Here is a 12,170-nt window from a genome sequence, read left to right on the forward strand (position 1 = left end):
TGGACGGCGGTCGCGGAGGGCGGTCACGGCAGCGGCTGTTCGGTCCAGATGATCTTGCCGTCGGCGGTGTAGCGGGTTCCCCAGCGGTCGGTGAGCTGCGCGACGAGGAACAGTCCGCGTCCGCCCTCGTCCTCGTTCCGGGCGCGGCGCAGGCGGGGCGAGGTGCTGCTGCGGTCGGATACCTCGCAGATCAGCGCACGGTCGCGGAGCAGCCGGAGCTGGACCGGGCCGGCCGCGTGCCGGATGGCGTTGGTGACCAGTTCGCTGGCGACGAGCTCGGTGGTGAAGGCCATGTCGTCCAGGCCCCAGGCGGACATCTGGCCGATGACCGCCTCACGCGCGCGGGAGACGACCGCCGGGTCGCTCGGCAGCTCCCACTCGGCGACCCGCTGCGGCCCGAGCACGTGGGTACGGGCGACGAGCAGCGCCACGTCGTCGCTCGGCCGGGACGGGAGCAGCGCGTCCAGGACCGCCTCGCAGGTGTCCTCCGGGGCCCGGCCGGCGCAGGCGAGGACGCCGCGGAGCTTGTGCAGGCCGGTGTCGATGTCCCGCATCCGGTCCTCGATCAGACCGTCGGTGTACAGCACCAGTTGGCTGCCCTCGGCCAGCTCCAGCTCGACCGTCTCGAACGGCGTCCCGCCGAGTCCGAGCGGCGGTACCGACGGCAGGTCGACGAAGTCCACGCTGCCGTCGGGGCCGACGACCGCGGGGACCGGGTGGCCGGCCCGGGTGAGGCTGCACCGCCGGGACACCGGGTCGTAGACGGCGTACAGACAGGTCGCGCCGACGATCCCGGAGTCCGGGCAGGTGGGCTCCGCGGCCCAGCCCTCGCCGGGCTCCGCGGCCCAGCCCTCGCCCCGGTCCAGGCGCCCGACCAGGTCGTCGAGGCGGGTGAGGAGGTCGTCGGGCGACAGGTCCAGGGAGCAGAAGTTGTGCACGGCGGTGCGCAGCCGGCCCATGGTCGCCGCGGCGTGCAGTCCGTGCCCGACGACGTCGCCGACCACCAGCGCCACCCGGGCGCCGGACAGCGGGATGACGTCGAACCAGTCGCCGCCCACCCCGGCCTGCGCGGGCAGGTAGCGGTAGGCCACTTCCACCGCGTTCTGTTCGGGCCGGCCCCGGGGGAGCAGGCTGCGCTGCAGCGCGAGCGCCGTATTGTGCTCACGGGTGTAGCGGCGGGCGTTGTCGATCGAGATCGCCGCGCGCGCGGCCAGTTCCTGGGCGAGGGACAGGTCGTCGTCCTCGAAGGGGGTGGGCTTCTCGGAACGGTAGAAGCTGACCACGCCGAGGATGGTGCCGCGGGCCCGCAGGGGCACGGTGATCAGGGAGTGGATGCCCTCCTCCGTCATCACCCTGCCGAACTGCTCCGGATTCTGGGCGATCCAGCCGTCGGCCTCGGACAGGACGGGTTCGAGCACGGACTGCTCGGTCTCCAGGCAGCGGGCCTGCGGCGTCGACGGAACGTACTGGACGAGTTCGCCGACGCTGTAGACGTGCAGTTCCTCGCGCACATTGCTCAGCGCGACCCGCCGCAGCGCAGTCGCCCCGCCGAGCATCCCGGGCTCCTCGCCGAACAGCACGGGGTCGGGCAGGTCCACGACCGTCAGGTCGGCGAACCGGGGAACGGCCACCTCCGTCAGTTCCTCGGCGGTGCGGGTGACGTCCAGGGTGGTGCCGATGTGCACGCTGGCGTCGTGCAGCAGTTCCAGACGCTTGCGGGCCAGGACGGCCAGCCGGCCGACGCCGGGCTCACCGACGAGCAGCAGCCAGTCTTCGGCGCCGGTACCGTCCGCGTCCGAGACCGACTCGGGCCGGGTCCGGGGCTCGGCGGGGGCGGCACCGGGCGGCACCGGCGGCGTCGCGGTGCCCGGGGGCGGCGGTGCGACGGCGCGCAGGACGACCGGGGCGGTTCCGTTCGTTCCCACGGGCACGCCCGCCGGCGCGAGGGGGGCGATCGGCGGCCCCGGTGCGCTGATCGGCGGTGCGGGCGGAGTGATCAGGGTGGGCCCGCCGGCCACGGGCGGCCCGAGCGCCTCCGCCGGAGTGAGTTCGACATGGCGCAGGTGCGGGCCCCCGGCGACCCGGGCCTCCACGACCACACCCGTCTCACCGGCCGCTCCCCTGACCTGGCGGCGCAGCAGTGTGGCGACGCGCCCGCCGGACAGGGCGACTTCGTCGAGGGTGCGCTGCGGCGAGGCGATCAGTTCCTCCGCCTTCTCCCGCAGCACGGCGAGGTCGACGCGGGTGAGGGACGCGCCGGCGGAGCCGAGCCCGTTCCCCAGGTGGGGCTGGCGCGGCCAGTGGTGGCCGCCCGTGTCCTGGCAGGCCCGCTGGTACGCGGCGAGCAGCGCCCGCTCCCGCTCCGTGGACTGTTCCAGCAGCCGTCCCTCGATGTCGCGGGCGGCCTGGCGCACCAGCCGCAGCATGGCGGGGTCGCCGTCCTCGCGCAGGCAGGTGAGGTCGAGAACGGCCTCGATCCGGCCGCTGAGCGGGTCGCGGACGGGCGAGCCCGCGCAGGCGAACGGCTGCAGGCAGTCGGCGAAGTGCTCCCGGCCGACGACGTAGATCGGGCTGCGGCCGGCCAGTGCGGAACCGACGCCGTTGGTGCCCGCGGCACGCTCCGAGGCGTCGAAGCCGGGGGCGAAGTTCACCGCGTCGAGACGCTCGCGCAACTGCCGGTTCCCGCCGTGCCGCTGGACCATGTGAGCCTGCGCGTCGCAGAACGCGATCGCGATGCTCATGTTGGCCAGGGACGCCGTCAGGTCCTTCAGGACGGGGTCCGCCGCGCGCAGAAGCCGGTCGTCCAGCGCCAGGTCGGCGGCGTAGGGAACGAGGAGGCGGTGCGGCTGCACTCCTTCGGACCTGCACCGCTTCCAGGATTCGAGCACCGAGACCCGGACGTCTGTGTCGACTCGTGCGCCGGCCAGAAAACGCTCATGGGCATCGACGAGACCGCCGATGTCGTCCCAGGCGACAGACACCGCGCTCACTTCCCTCACCGAGGGCGTACTCCCAGCCCTTCACCGTAGCCCCTTTATGCCGCGAATCACAACATCGAAAGAAGGAACAGCAAAGGGTGACGCACCGCGGATATCGGGTGCGGCAGCAGGCGGGGAGACGCTCCTCGCAAAGACCATGATCGCAGCCGCGGGCGGCCACATCCGAAGTCGGCGGCACCCCCGGCCCGGAATTCGTCGCGCATATGGTGCACCTCCCGGCGAGAATTCGCAACAATCACCGGAAATTCGGCGAAATGCGCTGGGAGCGTTTTGCGTCGTGCGCCGACGGTAACCACAACAGTGAGCTCGAATCCAACGCAAACAGGAGGTCGGGCGATGACGACCAGAGCCGAGCAGGAACTGCCGGAGCTGTACGGGCAGAACAAGGCGACACTCGGTCGGCTCCTCGCCCACGGGGGCCTCGGGCGGGCCGAGGAGGGCCCCGACGGCCGTCTGCACGCCCACGTGCGGATTCCGCCCGACGAGCTGGTGTGGGAGCCCTCCATCGTCGTCATGCCCCATGGGGGCGACCTGGAGATCGAACTCTGCAACGACGACACGAACACCCACTGCGCGCTCCTGCCGAGCAACGGCGACAGCAAATGGATGTGGCTTCCGGTGTACTCGCGGGGGAAGACCGTGCTGAACCTGGACGGCCCCGGCTATTACTGGTTCGGTTCCAACGTCGGCAACGACGAGGGGCGCGGTCTCGTCGGGGTGATCGCCGTGATGGGGGACGTTCCGCGGGAGGCCCGCCTCGACCGCCCCGAGCAGCCACGGCCGTAGAAACCGCCATGGAAAAAGCCGCCCGGTGACCACAGGGCCGGCAAGGAGGATCCCATGGAGTACATTGACGCGCCGCCTGCCGTTGATTTCGCCGCACTGAGCACCATGGTCGGCACCGCGCCGCCGGTGGCACAGGAGGTGACCTACGAGCGAATTCTCCGGGCCCGCTCGGAGCCGCAGAACTGGCTCACCTACTACGGTGCCTACGACGGGCAGCGGTACAGCCCGCTCGACCAGATCAACACCGAGACCGTCAAGCACCTCACTCCCGCCTGGGTGTTCCAGTTCGGCTCGTCCGGCTTCCACGCCGGCCAGTCGACCTACGCCTTCGAGGCCGCCCCGATCGTCGTGGACGGGGTCATGTACCTCTCGGGCTGGGACGGATGGGTCTGGGCCGTCGACGCCCGGACGGGACGGCAACTGTGGCAGTACAAGCACGCGATCCCCTTCGACGTCTCCCTCTGCTGCGGCAACGTCAACCGAGGGGTCGCGGTGGCGCACGGGAAGGTCTTCGTCACCACTCTCAACGCCCATGTGATCGCACTCGACGCCGTCTCGGGCGAGCTCGTCTGGGACACGACGAACGGTGACGTACGGGCGGCGGAGAGCGCCACGGTCGCTCCGCTCGTCGTGAAGGACAAGATCATCGTGGGCAGCTCCGGCGGGGAGTTCGGGGTGCGCGGTCACCTCGACGCCTACTACCTGGAGACCGGCGAGCGCGCCTGGCGCACCTACACCGTGCCCAGGCCCGGCGAGCCGGGGTCGGACACCTGGCCGGACGGCCCGGCCTGGGCGCGCGGCGGCGGCAACGCCTGGGTGACGGGCACCTACGACCCGGAGCTGAACCTCGTCTACTGGGGGACCGGCAATCCGGCGCCCGACTTCGACGGGGCCGCCCGTGAGGGCGACAACCTCTACACCGACAGCATCATCGCCCTGAATCCCGACAACGGCGAGATCCGCTGGCACTACCAGTGCACGCCACACGACGTGTGGGACTACGACAGCAACATGGAGTGCATCCTCTACGACCTGGACGGGCAGAAGCTGCTGGCCCACTTCGACAAGAACGGATACCTGTTCACGCTGGACCGCAGGAACGGCGAACGGGTCCGGATCACCCCCTTCGGCGAACGCATCACCTGGGGCGAGATCGACGGCGAGGGCCGGGTGACGCCCAAGGTGGTCCCGGAGAAGGAGGGCGAACCGGTGCACTTCTGGCCGGGTCCCGCCGGGGCCAAGGAGTGGACGCACGCGGCCTACAGCCCGCGCACGGAGATGTTCTACGTGCCCGTCCAGGACGTCGGCTCCGAAGTCACCCTGCGCCACAGGGAGTTCAAGGAGAGCATCCCCTACTGGGGCGCGAGCGTCACGGTGGACGCCGGCGACATGCAGGGGTTCGTGAAGGCGATCTCCGCCGCCACGGGCGAGGAGGTCTGGAGGTGGCGCAACGAGACGCCGATGAGCGCGTCGGCGCTGGCCACCGCGGGAGACCTGGTGTTCGTCGGCAGGCCGTCCGGGGAGTTCACGGCGTTCCACGCGCGCACCGGGGAACCGCTGTGGGAGTTCCAGACGGGCAGCGGCCACCACAGCAGTCCGACGACCTACAGCGTCGACGGAAGGCAGTTCATCGCCGTGCCGGTCGGCTGGGGGAGCTGGATCGAGGGGATCGTTCCCGCGATGCTCGGCGCCTCCCACGGCGACGCGGTGTTCGCCTTCGCACTCCCGCAGTAGGCACGGCGCCGCGCCGGTGGCCAAAAGCCGTCCGGGAAGCGCGAGACGCAGGAGGAGGTGACAGCCATGGACCGGGAGAGGGTCGCCGACCAGGCCTGCCTGGACGAGTGGGAGACCCCTGTGTTCGAGGAGATCAGCGTGTCCGCCGAGGTGACCGCCTACATGGGCGTGTGGGAGCCCGATCTGGAGTGACGGCGGCGCCGCGTGCCGGACACCGGGAGGACGGCGGATCGACGTGTGGGTGCGGGTGCTGGGATCGGCGGCCGGGGGCGGCTTCCCGCAGTGGAACTGTGCCTGCCCGCCGTGCCGTGCGGTGCGGGACGGCTCCCGGCCGTGCCGTGCGCGCACCCAGTCGTCGATCGCCGTGAGTGCCGACGGGCAGGGCTGGTTCCTGTTCAACGCCTCCCCCGACGTCCGGGCGCAGATCGAGTCGTTCCCCGCCCTGCGCAGCACCGCCCGGCCGGTGGTCGTGCTCACCGACGCCGAGCTCGACCACACGCTGGGCCTGCTGCTGCTCCGGGAGGCCGACGGCATCGAACTGCACGCCACCAAGGCGGTGCACGACACGCTGTACGACGGGACCTCGCTGCTGCGGACGCTCATCGCCTACTGCCCGGTCACCTGGCACCCGGTCGAGCCGGGGACCGACGTGCCGCTCGCGGAGGGGCTGTCGTACCGGGCGTTCCACGTCCCCACGACGAAGCGGGCACGCTTCGGGCCCGACGACGGGGGCGGGCAGGGCCGGGTGGTCGGCTACCGCCTGACCGACGAGCACAGTGGCCGGGCCCTGGTGTACCTGCCCTGCGTGCAGGAGTTCGGACCGGAGGTGCGGGAGCGACTCGCGGACTGCGCCTGCCTGCTGGTCGACGGCACCTGCTGGGACGACGACGAGCTGATCCGGCTCGGCAGGGGGCGCCGGACCGCGCGGGAGATGGGACACCTACCCATCGACGGCCCCGGCGGCAGCCTGGAGCAGCTCTCCCCGCTCCCCATCGGGCGCACGGTCTACACCCATCTGAACAACACCAACCCCGTCCTGTTCGAGGACTCGCCCGAGCGGCGCGCCGTCGAGCGACACGGCATGGAGATCGCCGTGGACGGGCTCGAGCTGCGGATCTGAGGGCCATGGCGACGGCGACGGAAACCGAGGACTTCGTGGCGGCGCTGCGCGCGCAGTCCCGCCGCTACCACGACCGGCATCCCTTCCACCGGGCGATGAACGAGGGCGCGCTCACCCGCCGGCAGCTCGGGACCTGGGCGGCCAACCGCTTCCACTACCAGAACAGCCTGCCCCGCAAGGACGCCGCGATCCTCGCCAACTGCCCCCATCGCGAGGTGCGCCGCCGCTGGATCCTGCGCATCCTCGACCAGGACGGCACGGCGGACGGCGAAGGCGGGATCGAGGCCTGGCTGCGTCTGGGCGAGGCGCTGGGGCTGACCCGGGAGGAGATGCGGGACGAGCGGCACGTCGTCCCCGGGGTGCGGTTCGCCGTCGACGCCTACGTCACCTTCGCCCGTACCCGGCCGTGGACCGAGGCGGTGGCGTCCTCGCTGACCGAGCTGTTCGCTCCGGACCTGATGGCCGAACGGCTCGCCGCGTTCGAACGCCACTATCCGTGGATCGACCGGGCGGGGCTCGCCTACTTCCGGTCCCGCCTCGCCCAGGCGCCCCGCGACGCCGAGCACGCCCTGGAGGTGGTGACGGCGTACTGCACGAGCCCGGTGGAGCAGGCGGGCGCCGTCGCGGCCCTGTCCTTCAAGTGCGATGTCCTGTGGAGCATGCTCGATGCCATCGAACGGGCCTGTGCGGACGGTCGGTGACACGGACCGTCCCCGCCTCGCGCCGCACGTCCGCCTCATGTACGACACGGCGCGCGGGCGGCACGTGCTGCTCGCGCCGGAGGCGGTCTGCGTCCTGAACGCCACCGGTGCGGCGATCCTGGACCTGTGCGACGGCGAGCGGACCGTCACCCGGATCGTGGCCGAGCTGGGCGGGCGGTACGACCGTGTGGCCGGTGACGAGGTCCGGCTCTTCCTCACCCGGCTCGCCGCCCGGCGATGCGTGGAGGTCGGCAATGGATGAACCGTTCGGGCTGCTGGCCGAGCTCACCTACGCGTGCCCGCTGCACTGCCCGTACTGCTCCAACCCGCTGAACCTCGGCGATTTCTCCGACGAGCTGACCACCGAGGAGTGGCGGCGGGTGGTGACCGAGGCCGCCGGGCTCGGGGTGCTGCAACTGCACCTGTCCGGTGGTGAGCCGCTGGTGCGCCGCGACCTCGTCGAGATCGTGCGCCACGCCTGCGGCCTCGGGCTCTACACCAACCTCATCACCAGCGCGGCCGGCCTGACGCCACGGCGTGCCGAGGAACTGCGCACCGCGGGCCTGGACCATGTGCAGATCAGCGTGCAGGCCGACGAGCCGGTGCTGTCCGACCGCATCGCCGGGACGCCGTCCTTCGCCCGCAAGACGGCGGCGGCCCGGCTGGTGAAGGACCTGGGCTGGCCCCTCACGATCAACGTGGTGCTCCACCGGCACAACATCGACCGCATCGACCGCATCCTCGCGCTCGCCGAGGAACTGGCCGCCGACCGCCTCGAGCTGGCCAACACCCAGTACTACGGCTGGGCCTGGCGCAACAAGGAGGCGCTGCTGCCGAGCACGGCCCAGCTCGAGCGCGCCGAGCCGGTGGTGCGGGCGGCACGCGAACGCCTGAAGGGCCGGATGGAGATCATCTACGTGCTTCCCGACTACCACAGCCGGTACCCGAAGCCCTGCATGGGCGGATGGGCACGACGGCAGCTCACGGTGGTCCCGAACGGGGACGTGCTGCCCTGCCCGCCCGCGCACGCGCTGCCGCTGCCCCGCGCCAGTGTGCGCGAGCACTCCCTGGCATGGATCTGGGAGAGCTCACCGCTGTTCCGGCGCTTCCGCGGCACGGACTGGATGCCGGAGCCCTGCCGGAGCTGCCCGCGCCGCGAGGTGGACTTCGGAGGGTGCCGCTGCCAGGCGTTCCTGCTCACCGGCGACGCCGCCCGCACGGACCCGGTGTGCCACCTGTCCCCCGACCACGGGATCGTGGCGGCGGCGGTGCGGGCCGCCGACGAGAAGGCGGCACGGCGGGAGCGCGCCCTCACCCCCCGGCCGCACCCGGGCCGTCCGGTGTGAGCCGGCCGTGGCCCCGATCCTGCTGTTCGTCGCCGGGGCGGCCCTGCTGGTGTTCAGCGCCGAGCAGTTGATCCGGCGGCTCGTCGGGATCGCGAGCGGCTTTCACATCTCGCTGTTCCTGATCTCCGTCGTGTTCACGGGCATCGAGTTCGACGACATATTCCTGGGCGTCGCGCTCAACCTCGAGGACCTCGGCGGGGTGGCCCTGGGCGTGGTGATCGGGACGGTGCTGTCCATGACGGGAGTCGTGCTGGCCCTCGCGGCGGTCCTCACGCCCACCCGTGTCACGGTTCCGCGCGACTACGTCCTCATCTTCGCGTGCGCACCCCTGGTGATGGTCGTCTGCGCGCTGGCCGCGCCGCTCACGGCTGTGGACGGCGTCGCGCTGCTCGGGCTGTTCGCCCTGTTCCTCGTCTATGTGGCGGTCCGGGAGTCACGGGACGACACACCGGTCTTCCGGGACGCGGAGCTGTACGAGGCGTACTCCCTGGCTCAGGGCTCCCGGGGCTCGGGGGGCGGCTCACCGGTCCCGTGGAAGACGGACGCCTTCGCGCTGACGGCGGAACGGGCCCGCACGGGAGCGCCGCCGGGCGCCGGGCTGCTCGCCCAGGTGCGCCGGCGGTCCGGCTGGAGGGGGCTCGGCCTCGCGGTGCTCGCCCTGGCCGGCCTCGTCGCCGGCTCGGCGATCACGGGTGTGGGCACCAAGGGGATCCTGCAGACGTACGGGCTTCAGGGAACCGTCTTCGGTGCGACGATCGTGACGGCGGTGCTGACGGTCGAGGACGTCTTCCTGACCGTGGAGCCGGCCAGGAAGGGCGCGCCGGAGGGCGGGGTCGGCAACGTCATCGGAAGCGTCGTCTTCTCGGCCACGGGGAAGCTGGGCATCGTGCTGCTGGCCGGCAGCGTGGTCATCGACCGCAGCGTCCTCACCTGGCACCTGCCCGCACTGCTCGTGGTCAACGGGCTCGGAGCGTATGTCGTCTCCACCGGCCGGCTCAGGCGCCAGCACGGCTTCGCGCTGCTCGCGCTGTACGTCGTGTACTGGATCGTGAGCTTCACCGCGTTCGGAACGGTGCCGGCCGACACATCCTGACGGCACGCGACACCACCTCCTCCGACGGACCCGCCGCCCTGCCGCGTAGAGCAGGGGAAGGGATCCGTACAGGGAGGGGAGTGCTCCGGTGGCAGGGCGAGTGTTCAGGCATGCGTGCGGGGGTGCGTTCAGGGGGGTCAGGGGGACGGCGGTCGCGGCGGCGGCCATGGCGGCACTCACCGCCTCGCAGGCGCCGGGGGCGGTGGCGGCACGGGCCTCGCAGCCCGTACGCCCGGACGTCCCCGCCGGCCACCACGGGCCGAGCGTGTCCGGCGACACCCCGTACCGCACCGAGCTGCCGCCGCTGCGCACGGGGAAGCCGGAGCGGGGCGGGCGGGCGGCGGCCGCGGGCGGCGCAGGGGCGTTGCCCGCGACGGTGTTCGCCGCCTACCGGCACGCCGAGGCGGAGCTGGCGCGCACCGCGCCCGGATGCCGTCTGCGCTGGCAGTTGCTGGCCGCGATCGGGCAGGTGGAGTCCGGGCAGGCGTGGGGCGGCCGGGTCCGGGCGGACGGTACGACGGTGACGCCGATCCTCGGGCCGCGGCTGACCGGCGGTCCCTACGCCGTCGTACGGGACACCGACGGCGGTGCCTACGACGGGGACCCGGTGTACGACCGCGCGGTCGGGCCGATGCAGTTCATCCCCTCCACCTGGGCCCGCTGGGGCGCGGACGGCAACGGTGACGGGCGGGACGACCCGGACAACGTCTTCGACGCGGCGCTCGCCGCGGGCCGCTACCTGTGCGCGGGCGGGAGGGACCTGTCGGACCCGGCGGAACTGGACCGGGCGGTCCTCGGCTACAACGACTCGCAGGCGTATCTGCGGACGGTCAGGGCCTGGTACGCGTACTTCCTGCAAGGGCACCGCGTGGTGCCGGACCTGCCCGGCGGCACCGCCGGGCCGCACGGATCGAAGCCGTCCCGGCCGGGCAGCGCGGCGCACCCCGCACCGAAGCCGTCGGGCCGCCGCCCGGGCGCGGCACCGTCTCCCGCGCCGTCGGCCACGGCCTCGAAGCCCTCCCCCGCCCCGTCCCCGTCCCGGACGGCGGGCGCGCCCCAGCCGACGGACGCGCCGCCGTCACTGCCCCTGCCGACCCCCAGCATCGGACTGCCCGGCTCCGGGCTGCTGCCCAGCGGGGGCCCGCTGACCAGCAACGGTGCGGACACGATGGGCTCCGACCCCTCCCCAACCGCGGATACTGGGCGGTAATGTCGCCACCCGCCGGGTGCACAGGACCGGCGGGTGAGCGCGAAGGGGCCCTCATGGCGACGGACATGCCTGCTGAGACAGGGGCGGCCAGGGACGCGGAGACACAGGCGGCCCACGACGACCGCTGGAAGCGCATGTGGAGCCACCGGGAGCATCTGCTCAAGGTGGCCCGCCGCCGGTCGATGAGCCTGGAGGACGCCGAGGACGCGGTGCACGAGGCGATGCTGCGTGCCGCGGAGCGCCCGGACCTGGACGACGAGCGCCTCGCCGCCTGGCTGACCACGGTGACCATGCGGCTGTGCGTGGACCGGTACCGGCAGGTCAACCGGGAGGCCGAGGTGCGCAGCAGCCCCACGCTCCTCACCCCGGGCCCGGTACCCGTCGACGAGGCGGTGTGCGACCGGGCCGAGGCCCGCTGGCTGGCCGTGCGCAGCGGGGAACTGCCGGCGCGCCAGGCGGAGGCGCTGCGGCTGAAGTCCGAGGACCTGGACGTGGGGCAGGTCGCCGTGCGGATGGGCCTGAGCTACCGGACCGTCGAGTCGCTGCTGGCCCGGGCCCGGCGGACGCTGCGCGCCTCGCTGGCCGGGACGCTCGGGGCCGTGCTGTTCCTGGTCGGGCGCGGGCGGCCGCGCGGCGCCGGCAAGGCGCACACGGTCGCGGTCGCCTCGACGGCGGCGACGCTGGTGGTGGCGGGGTTCGTCCTGCCGCAGACGCTGGGCGGGGGCGGTGGCGCCACGGACGCGCCGGCCCCGCGCCCTGCGGTGTCGCACAGCGCCGAGGCGCTTCGCACCGGCGGTGGCGACGGCACGGACCGAGTCCGTACGCCCGGGACGCGCACCGTCTCCCGGGTGACGCGGGTGCCGGCCGGCCGGAAAACGTCCCGCACCGCGGGCAGCGGCTCACCCCTGCCCCTGTCCGTGCCGTCCCTGCCCGAGGTCTCGTCGGCCCCGCTCCCGTCGCTGCCGGCGCCCGGGGTCCCCGGCGTGCCGGCGGTGCCCACGGTGCCGGAGCTGCCGGTCCCGTCCGCCGCCCGCTCGCTTCCGCCGGTCCCGACGGGCACTCCCTCCCTGCCGTCCGCCTCGCTGCCCGTGCCCACCCCGAGTGCGCCTTCCGTGAAGCTGCCGTAGCTCCGGTCCGCGACGCCGCCGCAGGTCCCGACCGTCCGTCCGAAAAAATTTCCG

Annotated in this window: 11 protein-coding genes; 10 read left to right on the plus strand and 1 reads right to left on the minus strand. The window is 72.8% G+C overall.

The genetic code is table 11. From position 1 onward, the window contains the following. Positions 1–23: 23 nt before the first annotated feature. Positions 24–2,990 (minus strand): SpoIIE family protein phosphatase, encoded by a 2,967-nt coding sequence (locus tag ACZ4SW_RS16685; RefSeq protein ID WP_468243291.1) that lies wholly within the window; start codon positions 2,988–2,990, stop codon positions 24–26. Positions 2,991–3,335: 345 nt separating this feature from the next. On the opposite strand from ACZ4SW_RS16685, the gene ACZ4SW_RS16690 reads away from it, so the two are divergent. The 10 genes from ACZ4SW_RS16690 (at position 3,336) to ACZ4SW_RS16735 (ending at position 12,116) form a co-directional block, all read left to right on the plus strand. Beyond that, complete coding sequence (locus tag ACZ4SW_RS16690) at positions 3,336–3,785, plus strand: MSMEG_3727 family PQQ-associated protein (RefSeq protein WP_468243293.1); 450 nt, start codon at positions 3,336–3,338, stop codon at positions 3,783–3,785. Between the two features lie 54 nt (positions 3,786–3,839). After that, a complete protein-coding gene (locus ACZ4SW_RS16695; RefSeq protein WP_468243296.1) occupies positions 3,840–5,519 on the plus strand; it encodes a PQQ-dependent dehydrogenase, methanol/ethanol family in 1,680 nt (559 codons plus the stop codon). A gap of 66 nt (positions 5,520–5,585) precedes the next feature. Further along, entirely contained in the window at positions 5,586–5,711 is a 126-nt protein-coding gene (gene pqqA, locus ACZ4SW_RS16700; protein ID WP_468243298.1) for a pyrroloquinoline quinone precursor peptide PqqA, read from the plus strand. A gap of 49 nt (positions 5,712–5,760) precedes the next feature. Next, positions 5,761–6,639: a pyrroloquinoline quinone biosynthesis protein PqqB gene (pqqB, locus tag ACZ4SW_RS16705; RefSeq protein ID WP_468243301.1), complete on the plus strand. Its 879-nt coding sequence runs from the start codon at positions 5,761–5,763 to the stop codon at positions 6,637–6,639. Positions 6,640–6,644: 5 nt separating this feature from the next. Continuing rightward, entirely contained in the window at positions 6,645–7,340 is a 696-nt protein-coding gene (gene pqqC / locus ACZ4SW_RS16710) for a pyrroloquinoline-quinone synthase PqqC (protein WP_468243303.1), read from the plus strand. Positions 7,341–7,377: 37 nt separating this feature from the next. Then, the gene (gene pqqD / locus ACZ4SW_RS16715; protein ID WP_468243306.1) at positions 7,378–7,602 is read left to right on the plus strand and encodes a pyrroloquinoline quinone biosynthesis peptide chaperone PqqD; all 225 of its coding nucleotides are present in this window, start codon (positions 7,378–7,380) and stop codon (positions 7,600–7,602) included. Then, a complete protein-coding gene (gene pqqE, locus ACZ4SW_RS16720) occupies positions 7,595–8,686 on the plus strand; it encodes a pyrroloquinoline quinone biosynthesis protein PqqE (RefSeq protein WP_468243308.1) in 1,092 nt (363 codons plus the stop codon). The genes pqqD and pqqE overlap by 8 nt, the downstream gene beginning before the upstream one ends. 7 nt (positions 8,687–8,693) lie before the next feature. Then, the gene (locus tag ACZ4SW_RS16725; RefSeq protein WP_468243310.1) at positions 8,694–9,779 is read left to right on the plus strand and encodes a sodium:calcium antiporter; all 1,086 of its coding nucleotides are present in this window, start codon (positions 8,694–8,696) and stop codon (positions 9,777–9,779) included. Between the two features lie 166 nt (positions 9,780–9,945). Further along, positions 9,946–10,989, plus strand: a complete 1,044-nt coding sequence (locus ACZ4SW_RS16730) for a lytic transglycosylase domain-containing protein (RefSeq protein ID WP_468243313.1) — start codon at positions 9,946–9,948, stop codon at positions 10,987–10,989. Positions 10,990–11,054: 65 nt separating this feature from the next. After that, on the plus strand, positions 11,055–12,116 hold the full coding sequence (locus ACZ4SW_RS16735; RefSeq protein WP_468243315.1) for an RNA polymerase sigma factor: 1,062 nt from the start codon (positions 11,055–11,057) through the stop codon (positions 12,114–12,116). The last annotated feature ends 54 nt before the right edge of the window (positions 12,117–12,170 follow it).

Source organism: Streptomyces sp. NPDC028331, from assembly GCF_055565775.1.